Source organism: Bradyrhizobium sp. HKCCYLRH3099, from assembly GCF_051167855.1.
In the GTDB taxonomy this organism is placed as follows: Bacteria; Pseudomonadota; Alphaproteobacteria; order Rhizobiales; family Xanthobacteraceae; genus Bradyrhizobium.
Genome location: NZ_JBNPTW010000008.1, coordinates 62,940 through 77,853, shown reverse-complemented (window position 1 = coordinate 77,853; position 14,914 = coordinate 62,940). Strand labels below are relative to the sequence as shown.

Below are 14,914 nucleotides of genomic sequence, written 5' to 3'. Positions count from 1 at the left end.
AGCTGTCCGCTGGCTTGCAAATCTCGTGCTCAGATCCGGCGCGATCGCCATGCTCATTCGCTGCCTCTGAAGCGCGCGACCAGCCGGTGCTGTTCGCCGGGATAGACCAGCCTGACAGCGGTAAGCGGCTGGCCCTGGCGCCAGGTGTGGCGCTCGATGACGAGGCAGGGCGCGCCGACGGCGATGCCGAGGCCAGCTGCGATCGCCTCGTCGGCAATGATGGCGCTGATCGCATGCTCCGCCTCGGTCCAGGGCACGTGATGCAGCAGCCACGAGCCCGGCGGGTCGATCTTGAAATTGGCCTTCGCCGCATCGGGCACGGCGTCGAGATCGATCAGGCGGTCCTCGATCGCGAACGGCAGGCCATCGGCGCTATGGCGGCAGCGGATCGCGATCACCTTGCACGGCGTCTTGACGCGAAGGCGCTCGCGATCGGCGGCGCTGGCGGTGCGGCGCGCGGATGAGATGAGCTCATAGCCATAGGCGCGGCCGAGCGCCCCGATCTCGGCGCGGATGTCGGGGATCTTCAGCACCGCTGACAGGAATTGCGGACGCCGCACGAACGTGCCGGCACGGCGGCGCCGCTCGATCAGGTCGGCCTGGGCGAGCTCCGACAGCGCCTTGTTCACGGTCATGCGCGAGCAGCCATAGTGCTCCATGATCTCGTGCTCGTACGGGATGCGGTGGCCGGGCGGCCATTCGCCGGTGAGGATGCGACGCTCGATGTCCTGGCGGATCGTCTTGTAGAGCGTGCCCGCGCCGGGCTTGGTCCGATCCTCGGCGAGGCTCATGCGAGCAGCCTCCGCACCGCCGTGTTGAAGCCGCGCCGCGCGGCCTCGCGTGAGCGATGATGGCCGCCCTGAACGACCTTGGCGCCGCCGGCCCAGACACAGTCGATGGCGCCGTGCGACGTCGCGAAGATCCAGCCATCGAGCAGCGCATCCTGGGTCCGCCCCGCGAGCGACGGATGCGACAGATCGAGCGTGACGAGGTCGGCGCGGGCGCCGACCTGCAGGCCGGCGAATGATTGCGCCAGTGCCTGCGCGCCGCCGGCCAGCGCGGCATCGAACAGCGTGCGGCCTGTCGACGCAGCCGGGCCTGACGTCAGCACGTTGCGCTCGCGGTGCGTCAGCCGCTGGCCATATTCGAGCTGGCGCAATTCATCGCCGACGCCGACCAGAACGTTGGAGTCGGTGCCCACGCCGATGCGCCCACCCGCACGCAAATAATCGCGTGCCGGGAAGATGCCGTCGCCGAGGCTGGCTTCCGTGACCGGACACAGACCGGCCGTCGCGCCGCTCCGCGCGAGCGCCGCCGTTTCATCCGCGGTCATATGAGTCGCGTGGATCAGGCACCAGCGATTATTGAGGTCGTGATGATCGAGCAGCCATTGCACCGGGCGCTGGCTCGACCAGGCGAGGCAGTCCTCGACCTCCTTGACCTGCTCGGCGGCGTGGATGTGAACCGGGCCGCCTTCGGCAAGCGGCAGCAGCGCATTCAGTTCATCCGGCGCGACGGCGCGCAGGCTGTGCGGCGCGATGCCGAGATTGGCGCCGGCGAGTGAACTGATCACCCTGCGCGACGCTGCCAGCAGCTTGCCAAACTGATCGACGTCGCAGATGAAGCGCCGCTGGCCGTCATGCGGCGCCGCGCCGCCGAAGCCGCCATGCGCGTAGAAGCTCGGCAGCAGGGTCAGGCCGATGCCGGAGGTCTGGGCAGCCGCCGCGATGCGGCCCGCCATCTCGGCGATATCTGCGTAAGGCGTGCCGTCGCGATCGTGGTGCAGATAATGGAATTCGCCGACGCGCGTGAAGCCGCGCTCGAGCATCTCGACATAGAGCAGGCTCGCGACCGCCTCGACATCCTCGGGGCGCATCGACAGCGCGAAGCGATACATCGTCTCGCGCCATGTCCAGAACGTGTCGGTCGAGGGACCGCTGATCTCGGCAAGCCCTGCCATGCCGCGCTGGAACGCGTGGCTGTGCAGGCTGGCGATGCCGGGGAGAGCGACCTCATGCTGCTCGTCGTCGGAGGTCGGAGCCACGCCGGCGGAGACCGATGTAATCGCGCCGTTGGAGATGACGACCTGCACGTCCTCGGCCCAGCCAGTGGGCAGAAGCGCGGATGCGAAGTGCAGTGACGCCATGATCGATCAACCCGCTGGACAGCACGACGGAAGCGAGTTTATGTATAGACATATCGCCCGTCAAGCTTTCGTGAAGGTGGGAGGCCGCATGGCCCAGCGTTTCGACCGGATCTGGCAGAATGCGCGGCTCGCGACCCTGCGCGAGGGGCAGCCGGGCCTCGGCGTGATCGAGGAGGGGGTGATCGCGGCGCGTGACGGCCGTATCGCCTTCGCAGGCCCGAAACCGGACTTTGCCGCCGACGCCGATACGCCCGAGCGGATCGACTGCGAGGGACGCTGGATCACGCCGGGCCTTGTCGATTGCCACACCCATCTCGTCTATGGCGGCGACCGCGCCCATGAGTTCGAGCTGCGCTTGGCCGGTGCCAGCTACGAGGAGATCGCGCGCGCCGGCGGCGGCATCGTCTCGACCGTGGCCGCCACGCGCGCCGCCAGCGAAGAGGCGCTGATCGCCGGCTCATTGCCCAGGCTCGATGCGCTGCTTGCCGAAGGCGTCACCACGATCGAGATCAAGTCGGGCTACGGCCTGGAGACGGCGACGGAGCTGCGACAATTATCCGCAGCGCGCGCTCTCGGCGGCAAGCGGCCGGTCAACGTCCGGACCAGCTTCCTCGGCGCGCATGCGCTGCCGGTCGAGGCGGGCGGCGACAAGGATCGCTACATCGATCTCGTCTGCAACGAGATGCTGCCGGCGGTTGCCAAGTCGGGCCTCGCCGATGCGGTCGACGCATTCATGGAGAACATCGCGTTCTCAGCTGCGCAGACGTCGCGCGTTTTCGCGACGGCCAAGGCGCTCGGCCTGCGGGTGAAGCTGCATGCCGATCAGCTCTCCAATCTCGGCGGCGCCGCGCTCGCGGCCGAATTCGACGCGCTGTCGGCCGATCATCTGGAGCATACCGACGACGCCGGTGCTGCGGCCATGGCGAAGGCCGGCACCGTCGCCGTGCTGTTGCCCGGCGCGTTCTACTTCATTCGCGAGACGCAGAAGCCGCCGGTCGAGCTGTTTCGCAAGCACGGCGTGAAGCTCGCGCTGGCCACCGACTGCAATCCCGGCTCGTCGCCGCTGACCTCGCTGCTGCTGACCATGAACATGGCCGCGACCCTGTTCCGGATGACGGTCGACGAATGCATCGCCGGCGTCACGCGCGAGGGCGCGCGTGCCTTGGGTCTGTTAGCTGACACCGGCACGCTCGAAGCCGGCAAATGGTGTGATCTCGCGATCTGGGACATCGGCCGCCCCGCGGAGCTGGTCTATCGCATGGGCTTCAATCCGCTGCATCAGCGTGTCTGGAGAGGGCAATGAGCACGATCATCGCCGAGCCGGGCCGCGTCAGCTTGGATGATCTCGCGCGCGTCTACGCCGGCGCATCGCTCACGCTCGATACCGCGTATTGGCCGCGCGTCGAAGCCGCCGCGGCGATCGTCGCCAAAGCCGCGCAAGGCGCCGAGCCGGTCTATGGCATCAACACCGGCTTCGGCAAGCTGGCCTCCAAGCGCATTCCGCCCGACCAGACCGCGCAACTGCAGCGCAACCTGATCCTGTCGCATTGCTGCGGCGTCGGTCCTGCGACGCCCGAGCCGGTCGTCCGCCTGATGATGGCGTTGAAGATCATCTCGCTCGGCCGCGGCGCCTCCGGCGTGCGGCGTGAGATCATCGAACAGCTCCAGGCGATGCTGGCGCAGGGCGTAATGCCGTTTGTTCCGCAGCAGGGGTCTGTCGGCGCGTCCGGTGACCTCGCGCCGCTCGCGCATATGACCGCGGTGATGATTGGCGAGGGACAGGCCTTCGTCGACGGCCGCCTCGTTGCCGGGCGCGACGCGCTGGTGCGCGCCGGTCTCAGCCCCGTCACGCTCGGTCCGAAGGAAGGGCTGGCGCTGATCAACGGCACGCAGTTCTCGACGGCCTATGCGCTCACTGGCCTGTTCCGCGCGCATGACCTGCTCAACGCCGCGCTGGTGACGGGGGCGCTCTCTGTCGACGCCGCGATGGCGTCCACCGCGCCGTTCCGTCCTGAGATCCAGGCGCTGCGCGGGCATCCCGGCCAGATCGAAGCCGGCCGCGTGCTCACCGAGCTGCTCGACGGCAGCGCCATCCGGCTGTCGCATCTCGAAGGCGACGAGCGCGTGCAGGATCCATATTGCCTGCGCTGCCAGCCGCAGGTCGCCGGCGCCGCGCTCGATCTGCTGAGCCAGACGGCGCGCACGCTGGTCACGGAAGCCAACGCCGTCACCGACAATCCGCTGGTGCTGGTCGAGACCGGCGAGATCATCTCCGGCGGCAATTTCCACGCTGAGCCGGTGGCCTTCGCCGCCGACCAGATCGCGCTGGCGCTCTCCGAACTCGGCGCCATCAGCGAACGGCGCATCGCGACCCTGGTCGATCCCGCGCTGAATTTCGGCCTGCCGCCGTTCCTCACGCCGGAGCCCGGCCTGAACTCCGGCTTCATGATCGCCGAGGTGACCGCGGCGGCGCTGTTCGCCGAGAACAAGCAGCGCGCGCTGCCGTGTTCGATCGACTCCACGCCGACCAGCGCCAATCAGGAAGACCACGTCTCGATGGCCGCGCACGCGGCGCGGCGATTGCACGACATGGCGGACAATCTCGCGCACATCATCGGCATTGAGCTGCTGGTCGCCGCGCAAGGCATCGAGCTGCGCGTGCCGCACGGTACCAGCGCCGCGCTCTCCGCCGTGATCGGCGCGCTGCGCGTGCACGTGCCTGCGCTGGAGAGCGACCGCTACATGGCGGACGATCTTGCCAAGGCCGCCGCGCTCGTCACAGCCGGGGCGTTGGCCCGCGCAGCCGCCGATTCACTCGGACGCGATCCGTTTCCCAGGCTTGGATGAGAGGGACCCATGAACCGACGTCTCGACAATGAACGGGTGATCCGCGCCCCCCATGGCAGCGACATCAGCGCCAAGAGCTGGCTCACCGAAGCGCCCTTGCGCATGCTGATGAACAATCTCGATCCCGACGTTGCCGAGAAGCCGAGCGAGCTCATCGTCTATGGCGGCATCGGCCGCGCCGCGCGCGACTGGGACAGCTTTGATCGCATCGTCGCGTCGTTGCGCAAGCTCGAGGCGGATCAGACGCTGGTGGTGCAGTCCGGCAAGCCGGTCGGCATCTTCCGCACCCACAAGGATGCGCCCCGAGTGCTGATCGCCAATTCCAACATCGTGCCGCATTGGGCGACGCTCGATCACTTCAACGCGCTCGATAAAATGGGCCTGATGATGTACGGCCAGATGACGGCCGGCTCCTGGATCTACATCGGCAGCCAGGGCATCGTGCAGGGCACCTACGAGACGTTCGTGGAGGTCGGCCGTAGGCACTACAATGGCGATCTCGCCGGAAAATGGATTCTCACCGCGGGCCTCGGCGGCATGGGCGGCGCACAGCCGCTCGCGGCCACGATGGCCGGCGCCTCGATGCTCGCCGTCGAATGCCAGCCGAGCCGCATCGAGATGCGGCTGCGCACCGGCTATCTCGATCGCCAGGCCGCCTCGCTCGACGAGGCGCTGGCGCTGATGGAGGAGGCCGCCAAGACCAAGAAGGCTGTGTCCGTCGGCCTGCTCGGCAATGCCGCCGAGATCTTTCCCGAGCTCGTCCGCCGCGGTGTGCGTCCGGACATCGTCACCGACCAGACCAGCGCGCATGATCCGATCAACGGCTATCTGCCGAAGGGCTGGACGCTCGCGGAGTGGGAAGCCAAGCGCGCCTCCGATCCCAAGGCTGTCGAGCAGGCGTCCAAGACATCTATGGTCGGCCATGTCCAGGCGATGCTGGATTTCCACGCCATGGGCATTCCGACGCTCGACTACGGCAACAACATCCGCCAGATGGCGCAGGACATGGGCCTCGCCAACGCGTTCGATTTCCCTGGCTTCGTGCCGGCGTATATCCGTCCGCTGTTTTGCCGCGGCATCGGCCCGTTCCGCTGGGCGGCGTTGTCGGGCGATCCCGAGGACATCTACAAGACCGACGCCAAGGTGAAGGAGCTGCTGCCCGACAACAAGCATCTTCACAACTGGCTCGACATGGCGCGGCAGCGCATCAAGTTCCAGGGCCTGCCGGCGCGGATCTGCTGGGTCGGCCTCGGCGACCGCCATCGCCTCGGCCTGGCCTTCAACGAGATGGTGGCGCGCGGCGAGCTGAAGGCGCCGATCGTGATCGGCCGCGATCATCTCGACTCCGGCTCGGTGGCGAGCCCCAATCGCGAGACCGAGGCGATGAAGGACGGCTCGGACGCGGTGTCGGACTGGCCGCTCTTGAACGCGCTGCTCAATTGCGCCAGCGGCGCGACCTGGGTGTCGCTGCATCATGGCGGCGGCGTCGGCATCGGCTATTCGCAGCATGCCGGCATGGTCATCGTCGCCGACGGCACGGATGACGCGGCGCGGCGGCTGGAGCGCGTGCTGTGGAACGATCCCGCGACCGGCGTGATGCGCCATGCCGACGCGGGCTACGATGACGCCATTGCCTGCGCCGAGGCCAACGGGCTCGATCTGCCGAGTCTTGCCCGCTGAAGCGTTGACGGGTTGAAGAGCGGCCCCTGATTGTGGTCTCATACCGCCAACGCGGCCGAGACGCCGCGATGCAGGGGACGCTCATGGGAATAGCCTTTCCGTTCTCGGCCATCGTCGGCCAGGACGAGATGAAGCTGGCGCTGATGATCGCCGCCGTCGATCCCAAGGTCGGCGGCGTGCTGGCCTTCGGCGACCGCGGCGCCGGCAAGTCCACCGCGGTGCGCGCGCTGGCCGCGCTGCTGCCGCCGATGAGCGCCGTGGTCGGCTGTCCCTACCAATGCGACCCGGCCGATGCCGCCGGGCAATGCGCCGAATGCCGCGCGCGATCGAAGCCGAGCGGCAAGGGCAAGAAGCCTGCGCCGTTGAAGGCGCATGAGGTGCCGGTGCCGGTCATTGATCTGCCGCTCGGCGCCACCGAGGATCGCGTCGTCGGCGCGCTCGATCTCGAACGCGCATTGGCGCATGGCGAGAAGTCGTTCGAGCCCGGACTGCTGGCGCGTGCCAACCGCGGCTTCCTCTACATCGACGAGGTCAACCTGTTGGAGGATCATCTCGTCGATCTGCTGCTCGACGTCGCTGCCTCCGGCGAGAACGTCGTCGAGCGCGACGGCCTCAGCATCCGCCATCCTGCACGCCTGGTGCTGGTCGGCACCGGCAATCCGGAGGAGGGCGAACTGCGGCCGCAACTGCTTGATCGCTTCGGGCTCTCTGTCGAGGTCAAGACGCCCGGCGACCTCCCGACGCGCATCGAGGTGATCAAGCGCCGCGACGCGTTCGAGACCGATTCCACCGCTTTCGTAGCGCATTGGGAGAAGGAGGAGGTCAAGCAGCGCAAGCGCATCCTTGCCGCGCGCGAGCACATCGGCTCGGTCAAGGTTGCCGATCGCGAGCTGGAGAATGCGGCACGGCTGTGCATGGCGCTCGGCACCGATGGCTTGCGCGGCGAGCTCACCTTGATGCGCGCGGCGCGGGCGGCGGCGGCGCTCGACGGCGCCAACGCGGTTGATGACGGGCATTTGAAGACGGTCGCGCCGATGGCGTTGCGGCACCGTCTCAGGCGCAATCCGCTCGACGATTCCGGCTCGTCGGTGCGGGTCGAGCGCGCGCTCGCCGAGCTGTTTGCGTCGTGAGCGACGGCGCCGCGATCTGGACCGATGCCATGATCGCGGCCGCGCTGGCCGCGATCGATCCCTCCGCGTCGGTGCTGCTGCGCGCCGGGGCAGGGCCGGTGCGCGAGCAGTGGCTCGATCTGCTGCGCGAGCTGATGCCGCCGTCGGTACAGCTCCGCAAGCTGCCGCCGTCGATCTCCGATGACCGCCTGCTCGGCGGTCTCGATCTCGCCGCGACGCTGCAGGCGGGGCGTCCAGTGATGCAGCGCGGGCTGCTCGCCGAGGCCGATGGCGGCGTGCTGATCGCCGTGATGGCCGAGCGCATGGCGGCATCGACGACAGCGCATCTCTGCGCTGCGCTCGACACCGGAGCGATCAGCATCGAGCGCGATGGCCTGTCGTTGCGCGCGCCAGCGCGCTTGGGCCTGATCGCGCTCGATGAAGGCATTGGCGATGAGCGGGGGTCGCCTGCCTTGGCTGATCGCCTCGCCTGCCATGTCGATCTCAGCATGGTGGCCCGCGCCGATCTCGGCGAGAGCCTGTTCAAATCGTCGGACATTGCAGCGGCACGCGTGCTGTTGCCGCAGGTCCGGCTGTCTGACGACGCGATCGGCGCGCTGACGACGACGGCCATCGCGCTCGGCATCGACTCGCTTCGCGCGCCTTTGTTGGCCTGTCGCATGGCGCGCATCGCGGCGGCGCTCGATGGCGAGACGGCCGTCGCCGAGTCCCACATCGCCTGTGCCGCGCGGCTTGTGCTGGCACCCCGCGCCACACGCTTGCCTGCGACGGAGGATGACGCCGAGAACAACCACGCGCCGGAGCCGCAGAACGACAAGGCCGAGAGCGCGGAGGACGATCGCAGCAATGACGGCCCGCTCGAGGATCGCGTGCTCGACGCGGCGCAGGCCGCCATTCCCGCGGACTTGTTGAAGCGCCTGCAGGACGAGCGCGCGATACGGGCGCGGGCGAGCAGCGCGGGTCGGCAAGGCACGGCGCAGAAGGCGCCGAAGCGCGGCCGTCCGATCGGCGCGCGGCGTGGCGAGTGGCGCGCCGGGGCGCGGCTCAACGTGCTCGAGACTCTGCGCGCGGCGGCGCCGTGGCAGCCGTTGCGGCGACGGGCGCAACGCTTGGGCAAGAGCGGCCGCCTCATCGTCCACAAGGACGACATTCGCATCACCCGTTTCAAGCAGCGCTCGGGCACCACGACGATCTTCGTCGTCGATGCATCCGGCTCCTCGGCCCTGCAGCGGTTGGCGGAGGTCAAGGGCGCGGTCGAACTGCTGCTCGCCGAGTGCTACATCCGCCGCGATGAGGTGGCGCTGATCGCGTTTCGCGGCAGGTCGGCCGAGCTGCTGCTCCCGCCGACCCGATCGCTGACGCGCGCCAAGCGCAGCCTTGCCGGCTTGCCCGGCGGCGGCGGCACGCCGTTGTCGGCGGCGATCTTCGCCGCGACCGAGCTTGCGCTTGCCGTGAAGGCCAAGGGACAGGCGCCGACGATCGTGCTGATGACCGACGGCCGCGCCAATGTCGCGCGCGACGGCGGCGGCCGCAGCGAGGCCGAGGCGGAGGCGCTGGTCGCAGCAAAGCAGCTCGCGCTCACCGGCATTCCCGTCGTGCTGGTCGATTCCTCGCCGCGGCCGCAGGACAAGGCGGCGCAACTCGCGGCGGCCATGCAGGCCCGCTACGTCGCGCTGCCTCACGCCGATGCGACACGGTTGTCGCAGGCCGTGATGGCGCAGGCTGGCCGCGGCTGAACCCGGTGGAACACGCGCCGTCAAGCGGCGTTCCCAACGACGACTGACAAGCGGTCCGGTCATCGTTATGCTCGGCCACGTCGTCGGCAGCATGATCGCGTCTTTCGACATTATTCCGTCACACAGGAGCACGCCATGCAGGTGGCCTCGACCACACAGAGTGATCACGCGGCCGTTGCGCGTGCCGTGACGATGCCACCGCCGCTGGCGGCGCATCACTTCGAGCTCGCCGATGCCCGCACCGGCCGCATCACCTGCTACGCCGATGGTCCCGCGGGCTCCACCGAGCGCCCGCTGCTGCTGATCCACAGCGTCAACGCCGCGGCCACCGCTTATGAGATGAAGCCGCTGTTCGAGCACTATCGCCAGCACCGTCCTGTCTATGCGCTCGACCTGCCGGGCTTCGGCCTGTCGGATCGCGCCGACCGCATCTACACCCCGCGCATCATGACTGATGCAATCCTGCTCGCCGCCAACGAGATCCGTCGCCGTCACGGCGATGTTGCCCTCGATGCGATCGCGCTGTCGCTCGGCTGCGAGTTCGCCGCGCGCGCCGGCACCGAGGCGCCGAACCTGTTTCGCACGCTCGCGCTGCTGAGCCCGACGGGGTTCGACCGCCGCGCCGAGGCGGCAGCCAAGAACGGCGGCGGCGACAAGAATGCAACCCGCGCGATGCCCTGGCTGCGCAAGATCTTCACCGTGCCGCTATGGAAACACCGCTTCTTTACGCTGCTGACATCACGTGCAAGCATTCGCTTCTTTCTGCGCAAGACATTCGGCCGCAAGGACATCGACGAAGGCCTGCTCGAATACGACTACGTCACCACTCACCAGCCGGGGGCCGAGAATGCGCCATACTCCTTCGTCTCCGGCTACATGTTCAGCGTCCACGCCCTGAAGCTCTACCAGGCGCTGGCGATGCCGGTGTGGATGGTGCACGGCGTGCGCGGCGATTTCGTCGATTACCATGGCAAGCACGCCGTCGAGGGCCTGCCGAACTGGACCATCCAGGTGATGCAGACCGGCGCCATGCCCCATTTCGAGCAGCTTGATAAAGTCGTCGCGGGCTACGATGATTTCCTGACGCGTGCGGCCGGTGCTTGAGCTCGACGGCCGCGTCCAACCCCTTGGGCCGGCATGAGTGACAAGCCGAACTGGAGCGTCGATGGCAGCGACTGGCCGAACCGGACGGCCAGCCGCTTCGTCGACGCGGCCGGGCTGCGCTGGCATGTGCAGGTGATGGGCGAGGGGCCCGTGGCGCTGCTGGCGCACGGCACGGGAGCGGCCACCCATTCCTGGCGCGATCTCGCGCCGCTGCTCGCGCAGCGCTTCACGGTCGTCGCGCCCGACCTCTCCGGTCACGGCTTCACCTCGACGCCGCATTGGCAGCGCTTGTCCCTCGACGGCATGTCGCGTGACCTTTCGGTCCTGTGCAACAAGCTCGCGATCGCTCCGGCGATCGCGATCGGCCATTCCGCGGGCGCCGCGATCCTCACCCGCATGACGCTCGACGGCCTGATCGCGCCGAAGCTGATCGTCAGCCTCAACGGCGCCTATCTGCCGTTCGGGGGACCCGCGGCGCAGTTCTTCTCGCCTTTGGCCAAGATGATGGCGCTCAACCCGCTGGTGCCGCGGCTGTTCGCCTGGCGCGGCCGCGATCCGGCGGCGGTGCACCGGCTGCTGAAGGGCACGGGCTCCACGCTCGATGCCCTTGGCGAGCGGCTGTATCGCCGCCTCGTCGGCAGCCCCGGCCATGTCGCCGCCGCGCTGGAGATGATGGCGAACTGGGACCTGCATCCGCTGGTCCGCGACCTGCCGCGTCTGACGACGGCCCTGCTGCTGGTCGCCGCGACCCGCGACCATGCCATTCCGCCCGACGTGGCCCGGCGGGTCCGCCAATTGGTGCCCCAGGCGCAGCTCGAACTCATTGATGGGCTTGGGCATTTGGCGCACGAGGAGCAGCCGGGGCGGATCGCGGAGCTGATCTTCGTCGCCGCGGAGCGTGCCGGCGTGCTCGCGGCGCAGCAGGAAATGTCAAACTAGGTTGACATTTTTGACTGGCGAAAACGTCAATTTCAATTTACGCTTTCGGCCATGCTCGACGTCTCCACCATCAAGGCCGCTGTTCCGGCTGCGCTCGGAGACCGGCCGCATGCGGTCGTGATCGGCTCCGGCTTCGGTGGCCTTGCGGCCGCGGTGCGGCTCGGCGCGCGCGGCTATCGCGTCACCGTGTTCGAGCAGCTCGATGCGCCCGGCGGCCGCGCCTATGTGCATCGCCAGGACGGCTTCACCTTCGATGCGGGGCCCACCATCGTCACCGCGCCGTTCCTGTTCGAGGAGCTGTGGCAGCTCTGCGGCCGGCGGATGTCCGACGACGTCACGCTGAAGCCGATCTCGCCATTCTATCGCATCCGCTTCGACGACGGCACGATCTTCGACTGCTCGGCCGACCCGGCGGCGATGCGCGCCGAGGTGGCGCGAATCTCGCCCGGCGATGTCGACGGCTATGAGCGCTTCATGATGGCGAGCGAGGCGATCTTCAAGAAGGGCTTCGAGGAGCTCGGCGACGTGCCGTTCCTCTCCTTCACGGACATGCTCAAGATCGCGCCGGCGATGATCAAGCTGCAGAGCTTCCGCTCGGTCTATGGCCTGGTGTCTCAGCATGTCCGCGACGAGCGGCTGCGCATCATCCTGAGCTTTCATCCGCTGCTGATCGGCGGCAACCCGTTCACGACCACCTCGATCTATTGCCTGATCGCCTATCTCGAACGGCGCTGGGGCGTGCATTTCGCGATGGGCGGCACCGGCGCCTTGGTCAGCGGGCTTGTCAGCCTGATCGAAGGGCTGGGCGGCGAGGTGCGCTGCTCGGCGCCCGTGGCCGAGATCACCACGAAGAACGGCGCCGCCACCGGCGTGCGCCTCAAATCCGGCGAGACCATCGCCGCCGATGTCGTCGTGTCCAACGGCTGCGCCGCCTGGACCTACAAGCACCTGCTGCCATCAGTCGCGCGCCGGCGCTGGACCGATGCGCGCATCGACCGCGCGCGTTACTCGATGAGCCTGTTCGTCTGGTATTTCGGCACGAAGCGCCGCTATGACGACGTCGAGCATCACACCATCCTGCTCGGCCCGCGCTATCGCGAGCTGCTCGACGACATCTTCCGCCGCAAGGTGCTGGCGGACGATTTCAGCCTCTATCTGCATCGCCCCACCGCGACCGATCCCTCGCTGGCACCCGACGGCTGCGACGCGTTCTACGTGCTGTCGCCGGTGCCGCATCAGGAGAGCGGCATCGACTGGCGTTCTGCCGCCGAGCCGTTCCGCAAGCGGATCGAGGCGGCGCTCAGCGAGTCTCTGCTGCCGGATCTGGCCGGGCAGATCGTGACGTCCAGGCTGCTGACACCCGATGATTTCGAGCATCGGCTGTCGTCCTATCGCGGCGCGGCGTTCGGGCTCGAGCCGGTGCTGCTGCAGAGCGCCTGGTTCCGGCCGCACAACAAGAGCGAAGAGATCGAGCGGCTGTATCTCGTCGGCGCCGGCACGCATCCCGGCGCCGGGCTGCCGGGCGTGCTGTCTTCGGCGCGCGTGCTCGATGATCTCGTGCCGGCCCCGCATGAGCTGGAGCGACGATGAACTGGCAAGCGGACATCGCGATCTGTCGGCGGATGTTGCAGGGCGGGTCGAAGACGTTCTTCGCCGCGTCGAAGGTCTTGCCCCGATCGGTCGGCGATCCCGCCATCGCGCTCTATGCGTTCTGCCGCGAGGCCGATGACGCGATCGACGGCCCCGGCCGCCGCGTCGATGCGGTGGAGGTGCTGCACGAGCGGCTCGAGCGGATCTATGACGGCCGTCCCGACGACAGTCCCGTCGACCGAGCGCTGGCCGGCGTGGTGACGGAGTTCGCGATCCCGCGCGCGCTGCCGGAGGCGCTGCTCGAGGGCCTCGCCTGGGATGCGCAGGGCCGCCGCTACGAGACCTTGAGCGACGTGCTTGCCTATGCCGTCCGCGTCGCCGGCACGGTCGGCGTGATGATGTCGCTCCTGATGCACCGGCGCGACGCCGAGACGATCGGGCGCGCCTGCGATCTCGGCATCGCGATGCAGCTCACCAACATCGCCCGCGATGTCGGCGAGGACGCCCGCGCCGGCCGGCTGTATCTGCCGCGGCAATGGCTGCGCGAGGCGGGGCTCGACGTCGAGACCTGGCGCGCCGCGCCGTTCTTCGACGACCGGGTCGCGCGCGTCACCGCGCGGCTGCTCGCGGTCGCCGACGTGTTCTATGCCCGCGCAGCCGCCGGCATCGCCGATCTGCCCTGGGCCTGCCGGCCCGGCATTCATGCGGCGCGGCTGATCTATGCCGAGATCGGCCGCGAGGTCGCGCGCGCCGAGTTCGATTCGTTGTCGCGGCGGGCCGTCGTCTCGGCGGCGCGCAAGCTGCAATTGCTGGGCAAGGCGGCGGCCGTCTCGCTGCTGCAGCCGCAGCCGTCGCTGGCGCCGCTGCGTCCCGAGGCGCGCGGGCTGATCGACGCCGTCGTCGCCGCCGATGCGCAGCGTCCGCATGCGCTGCCGGCGCCGCAGCGCACGATGCGCGACCGCGCGCTGTGGGTGATCGACCTGTTCGAGCGCCTGGAGCGCCGCGATCAACTGCTGCGCTCCGGCCGGCTGTCCTGACATGACGACGCCGGCGCTGACGAGGCGCGGACGTCGGCCATGATCGGTGAGACGGTGTGAGCGAGGCGCCGAGGAGAGAGACGTCAAGTGAGTGAGACGCCATGAGCGAGATGGGCGGCCTGCTCGAACTCGTCGTCGTCGCGCTCTGCGTGCTCGGCTGGCTCGCGCTCGAATGGCAAGGCCGCCGCCTCGACCGCCAGCGCGCCGAACGCGAGGCCAGAGAACGCGAGGCGGAGAAGCAGTAGGCCGAGATCGCCGACGCGACGTCGCTGCCGCGCTGCATTGTGCAGCGTCGTAGCAGGCCCGGATCGCCGCGATGTTGCACGTCGTGGCTTGTCTGGGAGGATGAGAAGGATTCACGGCTCAAACAGCGATTGGCGTCAGTGATCGCGACACAGACGGGAACGCGTCGCCGCGATCTCGCGGCACATCGTGCCCGAGGTGTTCGATCATCATGTCCCTCTCGAAAGTGCAGAGGGCGCAGGGAATGCCGGGTGACAGCCTCACCCATGGCCCGCCTGCTGAAAAAAATGCAGGCGGCAGGTACCACAGGCAAAGCCGAAACACGCCGGCATTCCCTGCGCGATGGGTTGACGGCTGCTTCGCGATCTCCCCGGTGCCCGGCTCGTTGGCCACCGTCGTCAGCGCCGTGCTATCGGCACGAGCGCCCACTTGACCTCAGCTTCGGGAGGCCAGGACCACGCG

General features: G+C 68.5%; 12 protein-coding genes. 10 read left to right on the top strand and 2 right to left on the bottom strand.

Features of this window, described 5'->3' with window-relative positions; translation table 11 throughout:
- Window positions 1-53 precede the first annotated feature (53 nt).
- Together hutC and ACQR1Y_RS17530 are read right to left on the bottom strand one after the other, a co-directional pair.
- Window positions 54-791, bottom strand: coding sequence for a histidine utilization repressor (gene hutC / locus ACQR1Y_RS17535; protein WP_434877522.1), 738 nt, complete (start codon window positions 789-791; stop codon window positions 54-56).
- Complete coding sequence (locus ACQR1Y_RS17530) at window positions 788-2,146, bottom strand: formimidoylglutamate deiminase (protein ID WP_434877521.1); 1,359 nt, start codon at window positions 2,144-2,146, stop codon at window positions 788-790. The genes hutC and ACQR1Y_RS17530 overlap by 4 nt, the downstream gene beginning before the upstream one ends.
- Before the next feature lie 88 nt (window positions 2,147-2,234).
- Between ACQR1Y_RS17530 and hutI the strand changes: the two genes are divergently transcribed.
- From hutI to ACQR1Y_RS17480, 10 genes are all read left to right on the top strand, one after another.
- On the top strand, window positions 2,235-3,449 hold the full coding sequence (hutI, locus tag ACQR1Y_RS17525; protein WP_434877646.1) for an imidazolonepropionase: 1,215 nt from the start codon (window positions 2,235-2,237) through the stop codon (window positions 3,447-3,449).
- Window positions 3,446-4,993: a histidine ammonia-lyase gene (hutH, locus tag ACQR1Y_RS17520; protein WP_434877520.1), complete on the top strand. Its 1,548-nt coding sequence runs from the start codon at window positions 3,446-3,448 to the stop codon at window positions 4,991-4,993. Before hutI ends, hutH begins: the two co-directional genes overlap by 4 nt.
- Window positions 4,994-5,002: 9 nt before the next feature.
- On the top strand, window positions 5,003-6,673 hold the full coding sequence (gene hutU, locus ACQR1Y_RS17515; RefSeq protein ID WP_434877519.1) for a urocanate hydratase: 1,671 nt from the start codon (window positions 5,003-5,005) through the stop codon (window positions 6,671-6,673).
- A gap of 83 nt (window positions 6,674-6,756) precedes the next feature.
- Complete coding sequence (bchI, locus tag ACQR1Y_RS17510) at window positions 6,757-7,803, top strand: magnesium chelatase ATPase subunit I (RefSeq protein WP_434877518.1); 1,047 nt, start codon at window positions 6,757-6,759, stop codon at window positions 7,801-7,803.
- A complete protein-coding gene (locus ACQR1Y_RS17505; protein ID WP_434877517.1) occupies window positions 7,800-9,539 on the top strand; it encodes a magnesium chelatase subunit D in 1,740 nt (579 codons plus the stop codon). The genes bchI and ACQR1Y_RS17505 overlap by 4 nt, the downstream gene beginning before the upstream one ends.
- A 135-nt stretch (window positions 9,540-9,674) precedes the next feature.
- Window positions 9,675-10,643, top strand: coding sequence for an alpha/beta fold hydrolase (locus tag ACQR1Y_RS17500; protein ID WP_434877516.1), 969 nt, complete (start codon window positions 9,675-9,677; stop codon window positions 10,641-10,643).
- 33 nt (window positions 10,644-10,676) lie between these two features.
- Window positions 10,677-11,582 (top strand): alpha/beta fold hydrolase BchO, encoded by a 906-nt coding sequence (bchO, locus tag ACQR1Y_RS17495; protein ID WP_434877515.1) that lies wholly within the window; start codon window positions 10,677-10,679, stop codon window positions 11,580-11,582.
- 51 nt (window positions 11,583-11,633) lie between these two features.
- Window positions 11,634-13,172 carry a phytoene desaturase gene (locus tag ACQR1Y_RS17490; RefSeq protein ID WP_434877514.1) on the top strand — a complete coding sequence of 513 codons (1,539 nt, stop codon included), beginning with the start codon at window positions 11,634-11,636 and terminating at the stop codon, window positions 13,170-13,172.
- A complete protein-coding gene (locus ACQR1Y_RS17485; RefSeq protein ID WP_434877513.1) occupies window positions 13,169-14,209 on the top strand; it encodes a phytoene/squalene synthase family protein in 1,041 nt (346 codons plus the stop codon). The genes ACQR1Y_RS17490 and ACQR1Y_RS17485 overlap by 4 nt, the downstream gene beginning before the upstream one ends.
- Before the next feature lie 101 nt (window positions 14,210-14,310).
- On the top strand, window positions 14,311-14,454 hold the full coding sequence (locus tag ACQR1Y_RS17480; protein WP_434856051.1) for a hypothetical protein: 144 nt from the start codon (window positions 14,311-14,313) through the stop codon (window positions 14,452-14,454).
- The last annotated feature ends 460 nt before the right edge of the window (window positions 14,455-14,914 follow it).